The sequence below is a fragment of the Nocardioides sp. OK12 genome (assembly GCF_024341885.1).
Taxonomy (GTDB): Bacteria; Actinomycetota; Actinomycetes; order Propionibacteriales; family Nocardioidaceae; genus Nocardioides; species Nocardioides marinisabuli.
The window spans coordinates 39,949-59,950 of record NZ_BNET01000009.1; the positions used below are offsets into that span (position 1 = coordinate 39,949).

Annotated in this window: 23 protein-coding genes; 7 read left to right on the forward strand and 16 right to left on the reverse strand. The window is 74.6% G+C overall.

Features of this window, described 5'->3' with window-relative positions; all coding sequences use genetic code 11:
- Window positions 1-66: 66 nt before the first annotated feature.
- The 5 genes from OCU29_RS18845 to OCU29_RS18865 form a co-directional block, all read right to left on the reverse strand.
- On the reverse strand, window positions 67-1,134 hold the full coding sequence (locus OCU29_RS18845) for a hemolysin family protein (RefSeq protein ID WP_179616488.1): 1,068 nt from the start codon (window positions 1,132-1,134) through the stop codon (window positions 67-69).
- On the reverse strand, window positions 1,127-2,488 hold the full coding sequence (locus OCU29_RS18850; RefSeq protein ID WP_179616487.1) for a hemolysin family protein: 1,362 nt from the start codon (window positions 2,486-2,488) through the stop codon (window positions 1,127-1,129). Before OCU29_RS18850 ends, OCU29_RS18845 begins: the two co-directional genes overlap by 8 nt.
- A 139-nt stretch (window positions 2,489-2,627) precedes the next feature.
- Complete coding sequence (locus OCU29_RS18855; RefSeq protein ID WP_261821128.1) at window positions 2,628-3,422, reverse strand: spermidine synthase; 795 nt, start codon at window positions 3,420-3,422, stop codon at window positions 2,628-2,630.
- Window positions 3,419-4,060, reverse strand: coding sequence for a GNAT family N-acetyltransferase (locus tag OCU29_RS18860; protein ID WP_261821129.1), 642 nt, complete (start codon window positions 4,058-4,060; stop codon window positions 3,419-3,421). The genes OCU29_RS18855 and OCU29_RS18860 overlap by 4 nt, the downstream gene beginning before the upstream one ends.
- Complete coding sequence (locus OCU29_RS18865) at window positions 4,057-4,902, reverse strand: alpha/beta fold hydrolase (RefSeq protein WP_261821130.1); 846 nt, start codon at window positions 4,900-4,902, stop codon at window positions 4,057-4,059. The genes OCU29_RS18860 and OCU29_RS18865 overlap by 4 nt, the downstream gene beginning before the upstream one ends.
- 148 nt (window positions 4,903-5,050) lie before the next feature.
- Between OCU29_RS18865 and OCU29_RS18870 the strand changes: the two genes are divergently transcribed.
- Both OCU29_RS18870 and OCU29_RS18875 read left to right on the forward strand, forming a co-directional pair.
- Complete coding sequence (locus OCU29_RS18870) at window positions 5,051-5,182, forward strand: hypothetical protein (protein ID WP_258016968.1); 132 nt, start codon at window positions 5,051-5,053, stop codon at window positions 5,180-5,182.
- A 34-nt stretch (window positions 5,183-5,216) separates the two neighbouring features.
- Complete coding sequence (locus OCU29_RS18875; protein WP_179616483.1) at window positions 5,217-5,360, forward strand: hypothetical protein; 144 nt, start codon at window positions 5,217-5,219, stop codon at window positions 5,358-5,360.
- On the opposite strand, the gene OCU29_RS18880 is transcribed toward OCU29_RS18875, so the two are convergent.
- The 6 genes from OCU29_RS18880 to OCU29_RS18905 all read right to left on the reverse strand — a co-directional run bounded on the left by OCU29_RS18880 (window position 5,357) and on the right by OCU29_RS18905 (window position 10,595).
- Window positions 5,357-6,628 (reverse strand): NADH:flavin oxidoreductase, encoded by a 1,272-nt coding sequence (locus OCU29_RS18880; RefSeq protein WP_261821131.1) that lies wholly within the window; start codon window positions 6,626-6,628, stop codon window positions 5,357-5,359. The two genes, OCU29_RS18875 and OCU29_RS18880, sit on opposite strands and share 4 nt — an antisense overlap.
- 39 nt (window positions 6,629-6,667) lie before the next feature.
- The gene (locus OCU29_RS18885) at window positions 6,668-7,426 is read right to left on the reverse strand and encodes a hypothetical protein (protein WP_218876363.1); all 759 of its coding nucleotides are present in this window, start codon (window positions 7,424-7,426) and stop codon (window positions 6,668-6,670) included.
- Entirely contained in the window at window positions 7,423-8,061 is a 639-nt protein-coding gene (locus OCU29_RS18890) for a SatD family protein (RefSeq protein WP_261821132.1), read from the reverse strand. Before OCU29_RS18890 ends, OCU29_RS18885 begins: the two co-directional genes overlap by 4 nt.
- Before the next feature lie 31 nt (window positions 8,062-8,092).
- Window positions 8,093-9,352 carry an alpha/beta fold hydrolase gene (locus OCU29_RS18895; protein ID WP_261821133.1) on the reverse strand — a complete coding sequence of 420 codons (1,260 nt, stop codon included), beginning with the start codon at window positions 9,350-9,352 and terminating at the stop codon, window positions 8,093-8,095.
- Between the two features lie 43 nt (window positions 9,353-9,395).
- Complete coding sequence (locus tag OCU29_RS18900) at window positions 9,396-10,106, reverse strand: flavodoxin family protein (RefSeq protein ID WP_261821134.1); 711 nt, start codon at window positions 10,104-10,106, stop codon at window positions 9,396-9,398.
- 84 nt (window positions 10,107-10,190) lie between these two features.
- Window positions 10,191-10,595 (reverse strand): heavy metal-responsive transcriptional regulator, encoded by a 405-nt coding sequence (locus OCU29_RS18905; protein ID WP_261821135.1) that lies wholly within the window; start codon window positions 10,593-10,595, stop codon window positions 10,191-10,193.
- 55 nt (window positions 10,596-10,650) lie between these two features.
- Between OCU29_RS18905 and OCU29_RS18910 the strand changes: the two genes are divergently transcribed.
- The 4 genes from OCU29_RS18910 (at window position 10,651) to OCU29_RS18925 (ending at window position 14,494) form a co-directional block, all read left to right on the forward strand.
- Window positions 10,651-10,950: a thioredoxin family protein gene (locus tag OCU29_RS18910; RefSeq protein WP_261821136.1), complete on the forward strand. Its 300-nt coding sequence runs from the start codon at window positions 10,651-10,653 to the stop codon at window positions 10,948-10,950.
- A 32-nt stretch (window positions 10,951-10,982) separates the two neighbouring features.
- Entirely contained in the window at window positions 10,983-12,335 is a 1,353-nt protein-coding gene (locus tag OCU29_RS18915; protein WP_261821137.1) for an NAD(P)/FAD-dependent oxidoreductase, read from the forward strand.
- Window positions 12,336-12,407: 72 nt separating this feature from the next.
- Entirely contained in the window at window positions 12,408-13,469 is a 1,062-nt protein-coding gene (locus OCU29_RS18920; RefSeq protein WP_261821138.1) for a YHYH protein, read from the forward strand.
- A gap of 11 nt (window positions 13,470-13,480) precedes the next feature.
- On the forward strand, window positions 13,481-14,494 hold the full coding sequence (locus OCU29_RS18925) for a hypothetical protein (RefSeq protein WP_261821139.1): 1,014 nt from the start codon (window positions 13,481-13,483) through the stop codon (window positions 14,492-14,494).
- 6 nt (window positions 14,495-14,500) lie between these two features.
- Here OCU29_RS18925 and OCU29_RS18930 read toward each other — a convergent pair whose 3' ends face one another.
- On the reverse strand, window positions 14,501-15,409 hold the full coding sequence (locus OCU29_RS18930; RefSeq protein ID WP_261821140.1) for a universal stress protein: 909 nt from the start codon (window positions 15,407-15,409) through the stop codon (window positions 14,501-14,503).
- 52 nt (window positions 15,410-15,461) lie between these two features.
- Window positions 15,462-16,370 carry a universal stress protein gene (locus OCU29_RS18935; RefSeq protein ID WP_261821141.1) on the reverse strand — a complete coding sequence of 303 codons (909 nt, stop codon included), beginning with the start codon at window positions 16,368-16,370 and terminating at the stop codon, window positions 15,462-15,464.
- A gap of 247 nt (window positions 16,371-16,617) precedes the next feature.
- Here OCU29_RS18935 and OCU29_RS18940 point away from each other — a divergent pair, with 247 nt between their 5' ends.
- A complete protein-coding gene (locus OCU29_RS18940) occupies window positions 16,618-17,625 on the forward strand; it encodes an NAD(P)-dependent alcohol dehydrogenase (RefSeq protein ID WP_261821142.1) in 1,008 nt (335 codons plus the stop codon).
- 4 nt (window positions 17,626-17,629) lie between these two features.
- Here the strand turns inward: OCU29_RS18940 and OCU29_RS18945 are convergent, their stop codons facing one another.
- Genes OCU29_RS18945 through OCU29_RS18955 form a run of 3 tightly spaced genes read right to left on the reverse strand, consistent with a single transcriptional unit; the run spans window position 17,630 to window position 19,901 of the window.
- Window positions 17,630-18,106, reverse strand: a complete 477-nt coding sequence (locus OCU29_RS18945; RefSeq protein ID WP_261821143.1) for a hypothetical protein — start codon at window positions 18,104-18,106, stop codon at window positions 17,630-17,632.
- A 58-nt stretch (window positions 18,107-18,164) separates the two neighbouring features.
- Entirely contained in the window at window positions 18,165-18,425 is a 261-nt protein-coding gene (locus OCU29_RS18950) for a hypothetical protein (protein ID WP_261821144.1), read from the reverse strand.
- Between the two features lie 54 nt (window positions 18,426-18,479).
- Entirely contained in the window at window positions 18,480-19,901 is a 1,422-nt protein-coding gene (locus OCU29_RS18955) for a dicarboxylate/amino acid:cation symporter (RefSeq protein WP_179616474.1), read from the reverse strand.
- Window positions 19,902-20,002: the final 101 nt, after the last annotated feature.

Here is a 20,002-nt window from a genome sequence, read left to right on the forward strand (position 1 = left end):
CTCGTCGGTCGCGTCCTCGTCACGCCGGGCCCGTCCGGCCCGGCGAGCACACCCTAGACGAGGACCTCACGCACCGGCGTCAGCCACCGCGCCGTCGTCGTGGTGGGCCGCGTCGCGGATCTCGCCGACGAGCTCCTCGAGCACGTCCTCGAGGGTGGCCAGGCCCAGGGTGGTGCCCTCGGTGGTGACCACCCGGGCCATGTGTGCCCCGCGCCGCTGCAGCTGCTCGAGGGCGTCGTGCAGGGCGTCGTCGGGCGTGACCGGGGCGAAGGGACGGATCCACTTGTCCTCGAGGGGGCGCGTGCGGCGCTCCTCGTCGGGCTCCAGCACGTCCTTGATGTGCAGGTAGCCCACGAGCTCGCCGTCGTCGGCCTCGACCGGGAAGCGGCTGAACCCGGTGGCCGCGCAGAGCGCCTCGACCTCCGCCGGGGTGGAGCCGCGGCGCACGGTGGTGAGGGTCTCGGCGGGCATCAGCACGGAGGTGACGTCCTTCTCGGTGAAGCCCAGGGCACCGGCGAGGCGGTCGTACTCGTCGGCCTCGATGAGCCCCTCGCCGCGGGACTCCTCGACCAGCGCGGCGACCTCCTCGCGGGTGAAGGCCGAGCTGATCTCGTCCTTGGGCTCGACCCGCAGCAGGCGCAGGGTGGCGTTGGCGATGGCGTTGAGCGCGACGATCACCGGGCGCAGCAGCGTCACCACGAAGAGCAGCGGCGGGCCCAGGACCAGCGCCGAGCGCTCCGGGCCGGCGATGGCGATGTTCTTGGGCACCATCTCGCCGAGCACCACGTGCAGGAAGACCACGACGGTCAGCGCGATGACGAAGGCGATCGGGTGCAGCAGCGCCTCCGGCACCCCGGCCGCCTCGAAGAGCGGCTCGATGAGGTGGGCGACGGCGGGCTCGCCGACGGCGCCCAGGCCCACCGAGCAGATGGTGATGCCGAGCTGGGCGCCGGCCATCATCAGCGAGACGTTCTCCATGGCGTGCAGCGTGGTCCGCGCGACCCGCGAGCCGGCCTGGGCCCGGGGCTCGATCTGGCTGCGGCGTGCCGAGATCAGCGCGAACTCGGCGCCGACGAAGAAGGCGTTGAAGGCCAGCAGGCCGATGGCGATCAGCACGCCAGTGAGGTCACTCATCCTCGTCCTCCTCGGTCGGGTCGCCCTCGAGCAGGCGCAGCGTGAGCCGGTCGACGCGCAGGCCGTCCATGTGCTCGACGCTCAGCACCGCCAGCCGCTCGCGCGGCTCGTCGGGGTCGGACCGGTCGGGCACGGGGACCTCGGCGAGGTCACCGGCCACCGGCACCTTGCCGAGGACCTGGAGCACCAGTCCGGCGATGGTGTCGTAGGCCTCGTCCTCGGGCAGCTCGATGCCGGTGATGTCCTCGACCTCGTCGGGGCGCAGCAGGCCGGAGAGCACCCAGCTGCCGTCGCGGCGCTGGCGGGCCCGGGAGCCGAGCCGGTCGTGCTCGTCGGCGATGTCGCCCACGATCTCCTCGACGACGTCCTCGAGGGTGACGATGCCCGCGTGGCCGCCGTACTCGTCGAGCACGACGGCCATCTGGAAGCCGTCCTCGCGCAGCAGCTGGAGCAGGGGGTCCAGGCGCAGCGAGTCGGGCACCACGATCGGCTTGGCCATCAGGTGCTTGACCTTGGTGGTGGCGCGCTCGTGGACCGGCAGCGCCACGGCGTTCTTGACGTGCACGGTGCCCACGACGATGTCGTCGTCGTCGAGCACCGGGAAGCGCGAGTGGCCCGACTGGCGGGTCAGCTCGATGACGGCCGCGGCCCGGTCGTTGAGCTCCAGCGAGCGGGTGCGCACCCGAGGGGTCATGATCTCGCCGGCGGTGCGGGTCGCGAACTCCACCGAGCGCTCCATCAGCTCGGCGGTGTCGGCGTCGAGGGTGCCCTCGTCGGCCGAGCGCGCGATCAGCGAGGCGAGCTCGGTCGAGCTGCGCGCCGAGCGCAGCTCCTCCTGGGGTTCGACGCCCAGGCGGCGCACGAGGGCGTTGGCGGCGCCGTTGAGGATGCGGATCGGGCCCTTGTTGACGGCCGTGAAGAACCGCATCGGGCCCTGGGTGGCCCGGGCGGTGGCCAGCGGCAGGGCGATGGCCAGGTTCTTGGGCACCAGCTCGCCGAAGAGCATGGTCACGACGGTGCTCACGCTCAGCGCGAAGGCCAGCGCCACCGGCGTCACCGCGCCGTCGGGCACGCCGGCCGCGCCGAGCGGCTCGTCGATGAGGTCGGCGATCGCGGGCTCGGCGAGGAAGCCGATGCCGAGGTTGGTCAGGGTGATGCCGACCTGGGCCCCGGAGAGCTGGGTCGACAGCGAGCGCAGTGCGCTCTGCACCCCGACGGCGGCGGCGTCACCGTCGGCGGCGGCCTGCTCGACCTTGGTGCGGTCGACGGTCACGAGCGCGAACTCGGCGGCGACGAAGACGCCGCAGGCGATCACGAGGAACAGGGCTGCGAGGAGCAGCAGGGTGGCGGTCACAGGCGCTCTCCGGGGGCGGGCGCAGCACGGTGGTCAGACCGCGGCGGGCACGAGGAGAGCGGGCGACTTTGGGAGCCGTCCATCGGGGGTGTTCAGGGTCCTTTGCAGATGCGGGCCAGATCGCCGCTGAGTGTAGCGGTCAGGCGCCCCCGCCCCGAGCCGCCGGGTCGCGGCGCACCCGTCCACCCCCGAAGGAGCTGGCCACCGCGACGTCGTCGAGCACCCGGTACGGCGCGCCGGCGCTGCGGGCCCGGGCCGCCAGGGCCTCGCGCGGCACCGCCCCGGCGCCGGCGACCACCAGCAGGTTGCCGGCGCGGCGGGCGCGCAGCGTGGCCGGCTCGGCGGCCACCAGCACGTGCGGGAGGTGCTCGCGCAGGGCCGCGACCAGGTCCCGGGTGAGCGGGAACGGCGCGCGGTCGCTGACGTTGACCAGGGCCAGGCCGCCGGCGCCCAGCACCCGGGCCAGCTCGCCGGCCGCCTCGAGCGTCACCAGGTCGTCCGGCACCTCGCCGTCGACGAACGCGTCGACGACCACCAGGTCGACCGCGTCGTCGCGCACCGCCGCGAGCCCGGTGCGGCCGTCGTCGCCGCGCACCCGGATCCCGCTGCGGCGCGGCAGCGGCAGCTCGGCGCGCACCCGCTCGGTCAGCGCGACGTCGGGCTCGAGCACGACCTGCCACGAGCCGGGCCGGGTGGCGGCGACGTAGCGCGGCAGCGTCAGCCCGGCCCCGCCGACGTGCAGGACCCGCAGGGCCGCGCCCGCCGGGGCGTGGTCGTCGACGACGTCGGCGATGCGCCGCACGTAGTCGAAGGCGAGGTGGCGGGGGTCCTCGAGGTCGACCAGCGACTGGTCGCGCCCACCGACCCGCACCAGGTGGGCGCCCGGGCGGTCGGTGGCCACGATCTCGACCTGCGCCTGCCGCCCCTCGCTCACCGGGACGCCCCGCCGGCCGGGCGCCACATGGCGGTCGTGCTGCGGCCGCCCGGTCCGCGCACCGGCGCGGTGACCCGCCACCCCAGGCGCTCGTAGAAGCCGATCGTGCTGGTGGAGGACGACTCCAGGTGGGAGCCGACGCCCTCGGCGTCGGCGAGCACCAGCCGGTGCGCCAGCAGCGCGGTGGCCGCGCCCCGGGCGTCGGGCTCGGCCCGCGAGGCCAGGTAGGCCAGGTGCCAGTGCGGCTCAGCGGGGCGCGCACGGCGCGAGGCGGCGCGCGAGCGGGCGGCCGCAGGCAGGCGGCGTACGCCGAAGACGGCCAGCGCGGTGGACAGCTCCCGCCACGACCGCGGCACCGGTGCCCGGTCGGGTCCTGTCGGCGAGGGCGGGTGCCACCACGCCACCGCCAGGAGCCGGTCGTCGCCGCCCCGTCGGCCCACCGCCACCTCGGCGACCCCGTGGGGCAGGTGGTCGATCTCGCCGGCGACGGTGAAGAAGCGCCTCAGCCGCTCGTGACGACGGGCCCGCGGCACGAACGAGGAGAGGTTGGTGCCCTCGGCGAAGGCGCCGGCCAGGAGGTCGGCGGCCTCCGCCAGCTCCTCGCGCCGCATGGCACGGACCTCGACCGCGGCGCTCACGCTCCGGCGGGGCCGATCCGGCGCCGGACCTCCGCGGCGACCACCTCGGGCACCTCGTCGAGGGACCAGTGCGAGACGCCCTCGAGCGCCACGAAGCGGTAGTCGGCGTCGACGTGGTCGCCGCAGGCGTGCGCCGCCGCCGCCGCGGTGGCCTGGTCCTCCTCGCCCCACACGAAGGTGGTCGGCACGCGCACGTCGGGCAGCGCCGACATGTCGGTCATGGCGCGGTACCAGCCCAGCGCGGGGCCCAGCGCGCCCTCGCGCATCAGGGCGACGTCGCGCTCGACCGCCTCGGCCGGCACCCGGCCCGCGTAGACCGCCCGCAGCCCGGCCTCGCCGTCGGCGAGCAGCGACTCCTCGGCCTCCCCCGGGCGCCGGAAGACCTTGAGGTACGCCGAGCGCTCGCGCTGCTCGGGGTCCTCGACGAGCGCGCGGCCGAAGGCCGCCAGGTGCGGCACGGACAGGGCGGTGAGCGTGTGCAGCCGCTCGGGGTGGTGCCCGGCCAGCCACCACGCGACCGAGGCGCCCCAGTCGTGCCCGACCAGGTGCACCCGGTCCCGGCCCAGCGAGTCGACCAGCGCCAGCACGTCGCCGGCCAGCTCCTCGATCGCGTAGGCACCGACCTCGTCGGGCCGGGCCCGAGGTGAGTAGCCGCGCTGGTCGGGGGCGAGCAGCCGCAGCCCGGTGCCGGCCAGGTGCTCGGCGACCGGTCCCCAGCTCGCGGCGCTCTGCGGGAAGCCGTGCAGCAGCACCACGGGCTCGCCGTCCTCGGGTCCCCAGGTGTGGACGTCGAGGACCAGGTCCCCGAACGGTGTGGCGCGCGGCAGCTCGAGGTGGGCCATGGACGCAGCATGCCAGGCCCGGGCCCGCTCACCCTTCAGGACCGTCCTGGTGGTCCACAGGTTTGGACGGCGCGCGGCGGGGCCATGACCCGGGGTGGACCACCGGCGCCGGGACCCTCCCGGCGCAGCGACCCGACCAGGAGCAGCCATGAGCTCGACGATCCCCGTCGCCCCCGCCGTGCACGAGCACGAGTGGGGGTTGCGTGGCGTCGAGTTCGAGGACGGCGCGAGCGTGCGCGTCTTCGAGTGCACCGGCTGCGAGCAGGTCTGGTTCCGGTGAGGTCCGCCCACTCGCCCCACCTCAAGGAGAACCCATGATCATCCTCGGACTCGTGCTGCTGCTGATCGGGCTGCTGGCCAGCATCTCGATCCTGACCACGATCGGCGCGATCCTGCTGGTCGTCGGTCTGGTGCTCAACCTCGTCCCGATCGGCGGCACGCGCCGCCGGGTCTACTAGGCGCGACCCTGCTCGATCGGGGGCGCCGCCGCCAGCTCGAGGCGGCGGCGGCGCTCCCGCAGGCCGCGCACGGCCTCCCCGGTGACGAAGCCCGAGGCGGCGCGCACCGCGCTGAGCCCCGGGTCGACGTCGCGGCCCGCCCCGATGCGGCGCAGCTGGGTCTCGTACCACTCCGACTCCCCCGCCACCCCCGCCACGGTCGGCAGGCGGTAGGCCGGCAGCTCGCCCCCGGGCGCGCCGGCCAGCAATTTGGCCGGCAGCTCGGGGTCGATGGCCAGCGGACGCCCCAACCCGATCAGGTCGACGGCGCCCGAGTCGAGCAGCGCCTGCATCGCCGCCCGGGTGCGGATGCCGCCGGTGAGCATGATCGGCACGCCGTCGGCAGCGGCGCGGGCCCTCGCCGCGAAGGCCGCGAAGTAGGCCTCCTTCACCGAGGTGCCACCGGACTGGCTGCCGGACTGGCCGCCGGCGCCGACGCCGAAGAGCGCCGGGTTCTCGTAGGTGCCGCCGGAGACCTCCACGAGGTCGACCCCCTCGGCCACCAGCAGCCGCACGACCTGCTCGGCGTCGTCCTCGGTGAACCCGCCGTGGCGGAAGTCGGAGGAGTTCAGCTTGACCGCCACCGTGAAGCCGTCCCCGGTGCGCTCCCGCACGGCGCGCACGGCCCCCAGCAGCGCCGCGGCCCGGCCGGCGACGTCCCCGCCCCACCGGTCGGTGCGGCGGTTGACGTGGGGCGAGAGGAACTGCGCGAGCAGGTAGCCGTGGGCCGCGTGCACCTGCACCCCGTCGAGCCCGGCCTCCTCGCAGCGTGCCGCCGCGGCCCCGAACCCGGCCAGCACGTCCTCGACCTCGGCGGCGCTCAGGGCGCGGGGGCGCCGGAACAGCCCCATCATCGCGACCGCCGCGCCCTCGCTGGGCGCGACCGGCTCGCGGGAGACGAAGCGGTTGGTCTGGCGACCGGGGTGGCTCAGCTGCGCGAGCACGGGGACGCCCCGGGCGGCCTCGCGCAGGGCGGCCAGCCGCGACACGTCGAGGTGGGCGTCGGCGACGATGTTGCGGCTGCGCTCGAGGAAGCGCCGGTCGACCATCAGGTTGCCGGTCACCAGCAGCCCCGCACCGCCCTCGGCCCAGCGGCGGTAGAGCCGCTCGTGGGCGGGCGTGGGCTGGTTGCGCGCGTCGGCCAGGTTCTCGGTCATGGCGGCCTTGACCAGCCGGTTGGGCAGGCGCAGGCCGCTGGGCAGGACGAGCGGGTCGGCGAGGTCGGGCACGGGGGCTCCTGGGTGTGGGGGTGGCCGGGGGGGGACGGGTCAGGCGAGGTGGATGAGCGCCGCGCCGCCGAGGGCGACGAGCCAGCTGGCGAAGCTGCCGACGAGGAAGTACTCGGTGACGTCGCTGGGCCCGTCGGGCGGCAGCTGCTGCTGGGCGCGCTGCAGCTCGGGGAAGCGCAGCAGGCCCTTGGCCGCGATCACCAGCGCCGCCGCGGTCAGCTCGCCGACGGCACCGAGGCCGACGATGAAGAGCCTCTCCATCGGGCCCAGCACGCGCCCGCCCTTGAGCTGCTTCTCGTTGGAGGTGGCCGGCACCCCCACCGCGTCGAGCACGAGGCGCACCACGACGTTGGCGCTGGCGAGCTGGGCCAGCACCACCCCGGTCGCGACGACCACGTCGGAGGCCGGCCAGCGGGCCAGCACGGTGTCGCCCAGTCGGGCGGGCAGCACCGGCTCGGCGCTCAGCAGCGCGGCGCCGAGCACGGCCGCCACGGTGCCACCGCCGAGTGCCAGCAGCGCCAGGGAGCGGGCGCGCCCGCGCCAGGGTCCGGTCCGGTCGGGACCGACCGCCAGCGCCGAGCCCAGCAGCCACACCGCCTGCAGCGACCCGAGCAGCAGCAGGAGCAGCACCAGGCGCGCGGCCTCGAGGTCGAGGAGGACCAGGCCGCAGAGCAGCACCACCAGGGCCGCACCGACGCAGGCGGCGGCGCGCCGCGGCGAGACGACGTCGTACGACGCACGCACGAGGTCGCCGGCACCCACGGCGGCGAGCCAGGTGCCGAGCAGGGCCAGGCTCACGTGTCGTCCTCCCCGTCGCCCCGGGGCGGGGAGATCAGTGCCTGAGCATCGCGCACCGCGCCGACGCCGCGCGAGAACTGCTGGCTGACCGCCGACCGGGAGATGCCCTCGGCGGCGGCGATGTCGGCCTGGGTCGAGCCGCGCAGGGAGGCGGCGAGCAGCCGCAGCCCGCGCTCGCCGAGGCGGTCGACGAGCGCGTCACGCGCAAGCAGGAAGGCGTTGACGCGGGCCGCGGCGCCGGGGTCGGGGCCCTTGAACCAGGTGCGGGCGGCCGAGCGCCTGGGTCGCGCCAGCTCCTCCAGCGCGGCCCGGGCCGCCCACCAGCCGGGCCCGTCCTGCAGCAGCGGCGTGCTGGTCGGGTCGTGGACGACGACCTCGCCCTCCCCCAGCCCGCAGCGCACGTCTACCTCGGGCAGCAGCGCCAGGCGCACCATCAGCGCGGCCAGGGTGGCGGTGCCGACGTCGTCGAAGGCCCCCTGGAACTCGTCGCCCACGGTGGTCTCGAGGCGCTGGGCCGGGTCGAGCAGCCCGGTCACCTCGTTGAGCACCGCGGCCAGCCGGCGCTGCACGCCGGCGCGGTCGGGCAGGTCGCGCGAGCCGACCATGTCCCCGATCAGCGTCACCAGCAGCCCCATGTGTTCAGCATATGGGTTAACTCTTGCGAAGTTAAGCCTCCTGCGTCAGAGCGCTGGTGATCCGCATCTCGGCGGTGAGGGTCCGGTGCACCGGGCAGCGGTCCGCGATCTCGAGCAGCCGCTCGCGCTCGGCCTCGTCGAGGTCGCCGACCAGGGTGATCTCCCGGTGGATCGCCTCGACCCGGCAGGGCCCGTCCCCGTCGTGGCCGGCGGCGGCGCAGTCGTCGGGGTGGTGGCGCCGGTGGGACAGGCGGACCGAGACGTGCTCGAGCGCCAGCCGCTTGCGCTCGGCGTACATGCGCAGCGTCATGGAGGTGCAGGTGCCCAGCGCCGAGAGCAGCAGGTCGTAGGGCGTGGGCCCGGTGTCGTCGCCGACGCCGACGGGCTCGTCGGCGTGCCAGGTGTGGCGCCCGGCCTGGACGGACTGGGCGAGCCGGCGGTCCGGCTCCTCCTCGACCAGCACGGTGCCGGCGCCCAGCCCGGCCCCGTCGGCCCCGTCGGGCTCCTCGGCGGTGGCGGGCGCCGACTCGGGCAGGTAGCGACCCGCCCACACCGACAGCACGTCGGCGACGTACTCGGCGTCGCGGCGGTGGGTGAGCAGGTGGTCGGCCCCGTCGAGCGTCACGAAGCTCTTGGGGTGGCGGGCGGCCTCGTAGAGCAGGCGGGCGTTGTCGATCCCGACCTGCTGGTCGCCGGGGGCGTGCAGCACCAGGAGCGCCCGCTCGAGGCTGCCGAGCGCCGACTCGAGCTGCTGGGCGGCGACGTCCTCGAGCAGCTGGGCGCCGATGGTGAACCGGCGGCCCGCCAGCAGCACCTCGGCGCGCCCCTCGCGCTCGATGCGTGCCCGGGTGTCGTCGTCGAAGAGCTCGGCCACGTGACCGGGGTCGAAGGGGGCGCCGATAGTCGCGACCGCCGCCACCGACTCGATCCTCGGCGCCGCCGCGACGACCGCTGCCCCGCCCAGGCTGTGCCCCACCAGCAGCGAGGGTGCCGCGTGCCGCTGCTCGAGCGCGGTCGCGGCGGCGACGAGGTCCTCGACGTTGGAGGTGAAGTCGGTGTTGGCGAACTCGCCGTCGCTGCCGCCCAGCCCGGTGAAGTCGAAGCGCAGCACCCCGTAGCCGCGCTCGACCAGGCGCCGGCTGATGCGCGAGGCCGCCACCACGTCCTTGGAGCAGGTGAAGCAGTGGGCGAACAGCGCCAGCGCCCGCGGCTGCGCCTCGGGCAGGTCGAGGCGACCGGCGAGCTCGTGGCCGGCGGAGCCGGGGAAGGTGAACTTCTCGGAGCGGGTCACCGCTGCACCCTAGCCAGCGGCCCCCGACGGCAGGGCGGGGCGCTCAGCGGTACTCGGGGTTCTCGTAGTCGAACCGCGCGCCGTCGTCCCACGCCGGTCGCTGGTTGCCGTGGGCGGGCACGCCGCCGGCCTGCTTGAGCAGCCGGGCGGTGTGCAGCAGGTTCCAGGTCATGAAGGCGGTGTTGCGGTTGGTGAAGTCGTTCTCCGGTCCCCCGCTGCCCTCGTCGAGGTACGACGGCCCCGGGCCGGCCTCGCCGATCCATCCGGCGTCGGCCTGGGGCGGGATGGTGTAGCCGAGGTGGCCCAGGGAGTAGAGGACGTTCTGGGCGCAGTGCTTGATCCCGTCCTCGTTGCCGGTGATCAGGCAGCCGCCCACGCGGCCGTAGAAGATCGACTGGCCCTGGTCGTTGAGCATCCCGCTCTGGGCGTAGAGCCGCTCGATGACCCGCTTGGTGACGCTCGAGTTGTCGCCCAGCCAGATCGGCCCGCCGATGACCAGGATGTCGCTGGCCAGCACCCGGGGCCAGATCTCGGGCCACTCGTCGCTCGCCCAGCCGTGCTCGGTCATGTCGGGGTAGACGCCGGTGGCGATGTCGTGGTCGACGGCGCGCAGCACCTCCACCTCGACGCCGTGCTTGCGCATCACGTCGGCGCTGGCCTCGATCAGCCCGCCGGTGTGGCTGACGTCGGGGCTGCGCTTGAGCGTGCAGTTGATGAACATGGCCCGCAGGTCGGAGAAGTCGAGGTCGCTCATGACCCCACCATGCCTGCGACCCGGTTCGCGGGACTCACCCCTCAGGCCACCGGGCCGGGTGGGGCTACCGGCGCCCCACGGTCCTCAACGACGCTCCGCTGCGATGACGTGGCAGACCTGCGCGTCGCTGCAGTCCGCCGGGTCCAGCCCCTCGCTGCGGACGAGCAGCCCCTCGAGGTCGACCTCCAGCTCCTCGAGCTCGCGCCGACGCGCCCGCACCTCCGCCAGCCTGGCGTGCAACAGGGACTGCACGTGGCTGCACGGGACCGCGCCCTCCCGGCGCAGGTCGAGGATGCTGGCGATCTCGGCCAGGCTCAGACCGGCCGCCTGGGCACCGCGCACGAACGCGAGGCGCCCCAGCACCGTCGCGTCGTACTCGCGGTAGCCGTTGGGGCCGCGCGCCGGCTCCGGCAGCAGCCCCTCGCGCTCGTAGAAGCGGATGGTCTGGGGCGCCAGCCCGGACTGCTCTGCGACCTCTCCGATGCGCATGGCCCCATCGTAGACCTTGACCTTGTACCCGGCTTCAAGGTCTAGCCTCGGCGGCATGGAGATCACGCTGCTCTACTTCGACGGCTGCCCCAGCTGGGAGGTCACCGACAAGCACCTGCGTGTGCTGGTGGCCGAGCGCCCCGGGGCCATGGTGAAGCGGCACCGCGTCGACACGCCGGCCGAGGCGGACCGCACGGGGTTCCTCGGTTCGCCGAGCATCCAGGTCGACGGCGTCGACCTGTTCGCCGAGCCCGGCGCCCAGGTCGGGCTCGCCTGCCGCCGCTACCGCACGCCCGACGGGTACGCCGGGTCGCCCACGCTCGACCAGCTGCGCGCGGCTCTCGCCGGCGCGTGACCCGAGCCACGACCGCTCCAGGAGAGGACGACATGACCACGAAGCTCGACCTGCTCGTCATCGGCGCCGGCATGGCCGGCGTCGCCGCCGCCGACAAGTGCGCCGCCCAGGGATGGCAGGTCGCCATCGTCGACGCGCTGCCGTACGGCGGGACGTGCGCGCTGCGCGGGTGCGACCCCAAGAAGATCCTGCGCCGGGGCGCGGAGATCATCGACAGCGCGCGCCTGATGAGCGGCAAGGGCATCGACGAGGGCGGTCTCTCGATCAGCTGGCCGCACCTGATGGAGCACAAGCACGGGTTCACCGACCCGGTGCCCCGGAGCATGGAGGACGGCCTGGCCAGCCACGGCGTCACCACCCTGCACGGTCGCGCCAGGTTCACCGGGGCGCAGCGGGTGGAGATCGACGGGGTCCCCTACGACGCCGACCGGTTCCTGGTCGCCACCGGCGCCCGGCCCCGGCCGCTCGACTTCCCCGGTCACGAGCTCCTGGTCGACAGCAGCGACTTCCTCAGCCTGAAGGCGCTGCCCGACCGGATCCTGTTCGTCGGCGGCGGGTTCATCTCCTTCGAGTTCGCCCACATCGCGGCTCGGGCCGGCAGCTCGACGGTGGTCGTCGACCGCGGCGAGCGCCCGCTCAAGAGCTTCGACCCCGACCTCGTCGACCTCCTGGTCGAGCGTGGGCGGGACGTCGGCGTCGACCTGCGCCGCGCCACCAGCATCGTGGAGGTACGGCCCTCCGATGACGGCTACCAGGTCGTCGTCGAGCACGACGGAGGGCAGGAGACCATCGAGACCGACCTCGTGGTCCACGGTGCGGGGCGGGTCGCGGAGCTGGGCGGGCTGGGCCTCGAGAACGCCGGGGTCGAGTGGGGCGAGCGCGGCATCGTGGTCGCCGACCACCTGCAGAGCACGACCAACCCGGCCGTCTGGGCCGCCGGTGACGCTGCCGACACCCACGGGTTGCCGCTCACCCCCGTCGCGGTCTCCGAGGCGAAGGTCGCCGCCTCGAACATGATCAAGGAGACGACCACGGTCCCGGACTACTCCGGCACCCCCACGGCGGTCTTCACTATCCCCGAGCTGGTCCGGGTCGGTCTGCTCGAGCAGGAGGCCCACGACCAGGGGATCGACGTCGCGGTCCGCTACCACGACACCAGCGACTGGTACTCCAGCTACCGGGTCGGTGGGGCCACTTCCGCCGCCAAGATCCTGGTGGACCGGGCGACCGACCAGGTCGTGGGCGCCCACCTCCTCGGTCCCGAGTACGCCGAGCTGGTCAACACCCTCGGGGTGGCCGTCAAGCTCGGCCTGACGACCCGCCAGCTCAAGTCGGCGACCGCCGCCTACCCCACCGTGGGCTCGGACCTGGGTTCGCTGCTCTGAGCGACCTGCTTCGCGGCGTCCTGCCAGCACGCCCACAGGCCACGTCCAGGAAGCAGGCCGAGGATCTGGGGCATGACCACCTCCCTGCTGCCCCGACGCGCCCCGGCGGGCGTCGCCGCTGCCGCCGCCCTGTGCCTCGCCCTCGCCTCCTGCAGCTCCGACCCCACCACCGAGATCACCACGGGCTCCGACACCGGCGCCGCGGCCGCCGGGTCCACCTCGGACGGGACGACCACCGCCGGCGTGGAGGCGGCGCAGTGGGGTGACAACGTCACGATCACCGTCGAGGACGGCTCGTTCCGCTTCGAGTCCGACGGCCTGCCGGACCACGAGATCCCCGACCAGTTCCTCGTCCCGCAGACCGGCAGCTTCACCCCGCCGGTGACCGAGAGCGAGGTCTCGGCCGTCGACAGCGACGTGGCGGTCGTGGCCTCCCCCGTCGACCAGACCATCACGCTCGACCCGATCTACACCGACGAGGTGACCCAGACCGACCTCGGCCTGATCGGCGTGACGATCAGCGGCGCACAGCTCTTCAACGACTACGAGGACAACGCCCGCTCCTTCGTCGCGGTCGACGACAACTTCAGCGTCGGCGGGGTGTCCTTCGTCGACTCCTGCAACGGGCACCCGCTGGCGCTGCTGGCCGACGGCACCGGCGCGGGCAGCTACCACTACCACGGTGTGCCCTACTGCCTGACCGACGAGGTCGACGTCGAGGGCGAGCACTCCAGCGTGCTCGGCTTCCTGGTCGACGGCTTCCCCTTCTACGGGCCCCAGGACGAGGGCGGGGAGACGATCACCTCCGACGAGCTCGACGAGTGCTCCGGCCACGTGGGTGCCACCCCCGAGTTCCCCGAGGGCATCTACCACTACCACCTGACCGAGGACCGGTCGCCGTACACCGTCGACTGCTACCACGGCGAGGTCGAGACCGCCGGGCCCGACCAGCCGGGCGGCGCCCCCGACCTGGGCGAGGCGGCCGCGAGCCTGGGCGTCGACCAGGACGACCTGCTGGCGGCGCTGGGCCAGCCGCCCTTCGACCTGGCGGGCGCCGCCGAGACCCTCGGCGTCTCCGAGCAGGAGCTCGAGGACGCGCTCCCGGCGGCTCCCGCCGCGGCCGGCGCCCCGTGACCGGTCGAGCGGTGACCGGTCGCCCCGTGCTGCGCCGGCTGGTGCTGACCGGGGCGCTGACCCTGGTCGTCGGGGCCGGCGTCGTCGTCGGCTGGTCCCCCGGCGACACGGCACCGTCGGTGCTGCCCGACACGAGCACGGCCTTCTCGATCGACATGGAGGTGAGCGCTACCCTCGACCACGCCACGGTGTACGCCGTGGAGCAGCGCGCCCGGCCGGCGTACCGGATCTTCGCGCTGGATCCCGCCACCGGGGAGGACCGCACGGTCTTCACGGTGCCCGAGGACGCCATCGTCTACGGCATCGCGCTGAGCCCCGATGGCAGCAGCCTGGCGGTCGCCTACTCCCCCGACTTCCAGCTGTCGGGCAACGGCATCTCGCTGCTCGACCTTGCGACCGGCGACCTCACGGAGGTCTCGGCGACGGTACCGGGGGTGCACCTGACCGATCCGGTGTGGGCCGGGGACGGCGAGGAGGTGCTCGCCTCCCGTGTGGACCGCCGGTCCGACGACGAGGTGCTCGACGTGGTCTCGGTGTCGATGGCGGACGGCGGCGTCTCCGCGGTGGTCCCCGACGCGGTCGGGCCGGCCCTGGTCGACGGCGCCGTCTACTTCCTGCGGGTCGGCGACGACCTGGCGCGGCGAGACGTCGGGCGGCTCGAGGAGACGGGCGAGGTGACGACCCTCCAGGTCGCCGACGGTGAGCGGGACCTCGACCACCTGGTGGGCCAGGAGGGCGAGCTGTCGGTCGCCGTGCTCGAGGAGCAGGACGGCCAGGGCCTGACCCTCGGCAGCGCTGCGCAGGCCCACGGGAGCCACGTCGTCCCCTCCGTCCGGTGGTCGGTCCCGCTCACCGGCGGCTCCGCGCCCCAGGTCGAGGACGGGGGCTCCCTGGTCGTCCACGACGCCGCGGCGGACGGCGCGGGCGGCGTGGTCACCGCCGACCGGGAGGGGTTGTCGATCACCGTCGACGGCACCCGGCACGCGCTCGTGGAGTCGCGCGCGATCCGGTTCGTGACGGCCTAGTCCGACCTAGCCCGAGGCGCCCCGCCCCATGGCCGGGCCATGGGGGTCGACCAGCAGCACCGGGCACCGGGCGTCGTGCAGCACGCCCCGCGCGACCGGTCCGAGGTGGGAGCCCAGCGGCACCAGGGGGTCGTGGCGGCCGATCACCAGCAGGTCCGAGCCGCCGCTCGCCTCGACCAGCGCGTCGGCGGGCGAGCCGTGGCAGGTCTCGATGCTGAGCGGGACGCCGGCCGCCTCCTCGCCCATCTGCGTCATCGCGGCCCGTACGTCGGCGGCCGCCCGATCGGCCCACTCCTCGGCCTGCGCCCTGGCCACCACCACGTCCTCGTAGATCCCCGCGAGCTTCCAGGCGTGCAGCGCGTGCAGGGTGGCACCGCGGCTCCGCGCCGCCGCGACCGCCCAGCGCAGGACGCCCTCGGAGCGCACCGGCACGTCGACCCCGACGGTGACCCGCGGCTCGTGGCCGGGCGGACGCTGCGGGCTCCACGTGGAGGGGACCGAGACGACCGGCACCCGGCTCTGGGCGCCGAGCCCGTTGGTCACCGACCGCGACACGACCCGGCGTACCCGCGACAGGTCGCGGTGCTGCACGACGACCATGCGGGCGTCCTGGGTCGCGTCGCGCAGCGACTCGACCACGGACCCGACGGCCATCTCGGAGGTCAGGGTGGTGCCGGGCCGCAGGACGGCCCGGGCGTGGTCGAGGGACTGGTTCAGCGCCCGACGTCCTCGCTCCTGCACCTCGGGCGAGGTGACCAGGATGCTGTCGGGGCCGTGCACGAAGGCCGGGGCGACGTGCACGAGGTGCACCCCGCAGCCGGCCCGGGCCGCCTCGTCCGCGGCGAAGGCGAGGGCGGCCTCGCCGACGTCGCTGCTGACCGCGACCACGACGGGGTGCGGATCGGTGTCGTCCATGGGGTCCTCCGTTGTCGGTGCAGGTTCGGCAGGCTCGATGGGTGGGCGTCTCTCAGCCGCGGCGGTGGGGCTCGACCAGGAGCACCGGGCAGGCCGCCTCGTGCAGCACGGCCCCGGTCACCGGACCCAGGTGGGAGCCCATCGGCACCAGCGGGTCGTGCTTGCCGAGGACCAGCAGGCAGGAGGTGCGGCTGGCGTCCACGAGCCGCTCGGCCGTGGGCTCCTCGTAGGCCTCCACCGAGACCTCCACCCCGTCCAGGTCGAGCGCCCCCTCGCCGGCCAGGGCGTCGAGCCGCTCCCGGATCTCCTGGGCCTCCTGGCGCCCGACGCCCTCGCCGTGGGTGCGTGCCAGGGCGGGGTCGTCGTAGAAGCCGGGCAACCCCCAGGAGTGCAGCAGCTCGAGCCGGGCGCCGTGGGCGCGGGCGGCACCGACGGCGGCGACCAGCACCGCGTCCGAGCGCTCGGGCGAGTCCACCCCGGCGGTCACGACGGCTCCCCCCGGAGTCGGCGGCGGACCGGTCCAGCCGGCGGGCACCGAGACCAGCGGCACCCGCAGCCGCGCCGCCAGCCCGCGCGTCGTCGAGCGCGAGACGAGGCGGCGCACGCGCGAGAGGTCGCGGTGCTGGAGCACCACGACGCGCGGTTCGTCGAGGTCCTCCACGGCCGCGACGAGCTCGTGCACGACCGTCCCGATCATCAGCCTGCCGGTGACCCGGGTGCCCTCCCCCGCGAGCTCGCGGCACCGCTCGAGGGCGTCGCGCAGGCTCTGGCGCCCGACCGCCTCGACGTCGACCGACTGCACCAGCACCAGCTCGGGCCCCTGCGGCAGCGAGTGGACGACGTGCACCACGTGCAGCCCGCACCCCAGCCGCTGGGCCTCGGCGACGGCGAAGGACATGGCGGCGTCGGCCGGCTGGTCGCCGACGGCGAGGACGACGGGTCCGGGATCGGGCTGGCTCATCTGGGCCTCCGTGTCGGTGTGGAGCCCGGGGCCGGCGGGCCCCGGGTCTGCTCCCACTCTCGTGGACCTCCCCGCTGCTTCCTAGGGACCAAGGTCCGCCCCGTGGGGACCCGAGGCCCCTGCCCCACGTGCCCGTGCGCACGCACCGTGGAGCCGGAAGGCTCGGCACGCACACACAGGAGGGGTCGCGATGCAGGCGCTACGGCTGAAGGCATGGAGGAGCGAGGCGGAGCTCGAGGAGGTGGAGGTGCCCGAGCCTGGTCCCGGCGAGGTGCTGGTGCAGGTGGGCGCCGCGGGCGCCTGCCACTCCGACCTGCACCTGATGCACGAGTTCGACGCCGGCGCGCTGCCCTGGGGCCCGCCCTTCACGCTGGGCCACGAGAACGCCGGCTGGGTGCACACCCTCGGTGCGGGGGTGCGTGGGCTGGAGCCCGGCCAACCGGTCGCCGTCGTCGGCGCGTGGGGCTGCGGCACCTGCCAGCGCTGCCTCGACGGGCTCGAGACCTACTGCGAGCGGCCCGACCTGGCCCCCGTGCCCGGTGGTGGCGGGGGGCTGGGCCTCGACGGCGGGATGGCGGAGTTCCTGCTGGTGCCGGCCGCGCGGCACCTCGTCCCGCTGCCCGACGGGCTCGACCCGCTCGGGGCCGCACCCCTCACCGACGCGGGCCTCACGCCCTACCACGCCGTACGGCGCTCGCAGGCCAAGCTCGGCCCCACCTCCACCGCGGTCGTCATCGGCATCGGTGGGCTGGGCCACCTGTGCGTGCAGGTCCTCAAGGCCACCACGGCCGCCACGGTGGTCGCCGTCGACCCTCGCGGCTCCGCGCGCGACCTGGCGCTCGCCTGCGGGGCCGACCTGGCCCTCCCACCCGGTGCCGACCTGGTCGACCAGGTCCGCGAGGCCAGCCACGGCCGCGGCGCCGACGTGGTGCTCGACATGGTGGGCTCCGACGACACCCTGACCGCGGGCGCGGCCTGCGTGCGCCAGCTGGGCGACCTGACGATCGTGGGCCTCGGCGGGGGCACGCTGCCGGTCTCCTTCTTCGGGATCGCCTACGAGGCCAGCGTGCAGACCACCTACTGGGGCAACCGTCGCGAGCTGGTCGAGGTGCTCGACCTCGGCGCGCGCGGTCTGCTCCGCTCGGAGTCGACCCTCTACACGCTGGCTGACGCCGCGCAGGCCTACCGCGACCTGGCGCACGGCACCGTGTCGGGGCGGGCGGTGGTCGTCCCGAGCGACCGGTACGCCGGGTAGGCGCTCAGCCCTCGAGGTCGATGTCGCACTCCGTCTTGGCGTGCTCGGCGATCTCGTCGGCGGCGGTCTCGAACTCCTCGCCGCCGAAGCCCTCGAGAGCGGCGCCCACCTCCTCTAGCTTCTCGAGGTCCATGTCGGCCTCCGCGTCGCCGCTGACCATGGCGTCGAGGTCCTCGACGCTGAGACCGGCCTCGTCGAGCCGGTCCTCGAGCTCGGCGGTGCCCTCGTTGAGGGTGGCCCACTGCTCGCTGACCTCGTCGGGGGCCGCGTCGCCGAGCCGCTCGAAGACGTCGATGAGCTCGGCGAAGCTGCCCGCCTCGCCGCTGTCGATGGCCTCGAACTGGTCGCGGGAGCCCGCGAGCTCCTCGCAGTAGGCCTCGACGTCGCCGCCGGAGCAGGCGCCCAGCGCCAGCGGGAGGCCCAGGAGGGCTGCCGCGAGGAGGGCGGAGGGACGGGTGGCGCGCGCTCTGGGATTCGTCATGCCAGCAGCATGCACCCATCGCACGGCCCGCGCCGCGCTTCCGCGCTTCCGCGGCGGGTCAGCCCAGGCGCCCGGGGCCCTGCTCCCACCCGTCCGGGTCGGCGGTGAACCTGCGGATGTCGTCGAGCAGCACCGTCGACAGCTCCGGGGCGACGTCGCGGTCCTGCCAGGCGACCTCGCGCAGGTGCTCGATGAAGGCGTCACGACGACGCAGGGCGCCGGAGAGGTCGGGGCCGGGCGGGGCGGCCGAGCGGCCGACCGCGAACCCGACCGCGGCCCCGAGCAGCAGCAGGACGAGGAGCAGCGCGACGGGGATCACCCTTCGACTCTGCCACCCCGCCCCGCACCGCCACACCCCCCGGCGCGGGTGCCCTCAGGCGTCGGCGCCCACCGGGGTGCGGAGCACCGGAGCGGGCGCCGGGCTCTCCTGCACCCAGCCGCCCTCGCGCGGCGCGTCGTACGTCGCGCGGTCGAGGATGCCCTCGCGCTGGGCGACCAGGGTCGGCACCAGCGCCTGCCCGGTGACGTTGACCGCGGTGCGGCCCATGTCGAGGATCGGGTCGATCGCCAGCAGCAGGCCCACGCCCTCGAGTGGCAGCCCGAGCGTCGAGAGGGTCAGGGTGAGCATCACGGTGGCGCCGGTGACGCCGGCCGTGGCGGCCGAGCCGATGACCGAGACCAGCACGATCAGCAGGTAGTCGGTCACCGCGAGGTCGACGCCGAAGAACTGGGCCACGAAGATCGCGGAGATCGCCGGGTAGATCGAGGCGCAGCCGTCCATCTTGGTGGTCGCGCCCAGCGGCACCGCGAAGGAGGAGTAGGCGCGCGGCACGCCCAGGTTGCGCTCGGTCACCGACTCCGTGACGGGCATCGTGCCGACCGAGGAGCGGGAGACGAAGGCCAGCGAGATGGCCGGCCAGGCGCCGGAGAAGAACTGGCGCACCGAGAGGCCGTTGACGGCCAGCAGCACCGGGTAGACGACCAGCAGCACCAGCAGCAGGCCGGCGTACACCGCACCGGTGAAGACGCCCAGCGAGCCCAGCGCGTCCCAGCCGTACGTCGCGACCGCCTTGCCCAGCAGCCCGACCGTGGCGACCGGCGCGAGCAGGATGATCCACCAGAGCACCTTCTGCACCACGGCCAGCGCGGAGCGGACCACGACCAGGAACGGCTCGGCCGCGTCGCCGACCTTGAGGGTGGCGATGCCGACGGCGATGGCCACGACGAGGATCTGCAGCACGTTGAAGGACAGCGCGACGCTGCCGTCGTCACCGGCGGCGGCCTGGAGGCCCAGGACGTTGGAGGGCACGAGGCCGTTGAGGAAGTCGAGCCACGAGCCGCTGGTCGACGGCGCCGACGCGGCCTGCTCGGAGACGCTGGTGCGCGAGCCCGGCTGCAGGACCAGGCCCAGGACGATGCCGATGGACACGGCGATCAGCGCCGTGCCGGCGAACCAGGCCAGCGTCTTCCAGGCCAGCCGGGCGGCGCCGGCGACGTCGCGCAGGTTGGCGATCGAGGCCACGATGGCCAGGAAGACCAGTGCCGGCACGACCGCCTTGAGCAGGGTGACGAAGGTGCTGCCGACCGTGGTCAGGGTCTCGGTCAGCCAGTTGGGGTCGACCTCGCCGGCGGCCGAGACGCCGTCGGGGCCCATCGAGCGGGCCACCAGGCCCAGGACGACGCCGAGGACGAGCCCGATCAGGACCTGGACGCCGAAGGAGGGCATCCGCAGGCGGCGGGCGGGGGGCGAGGCGGGCGTGGTGGGTGGTGCAGAGGTGGGCAGGGCGGAACTCATGGGGTGGTGCCTTTCGCAGCGGCCGACCGGCGTGCGCCGTCGGCTGGGACCGAGGAGTGGGGGTCGGGCTCAGCTGCGACAGGGGGCGCTCTGCGCGCGCT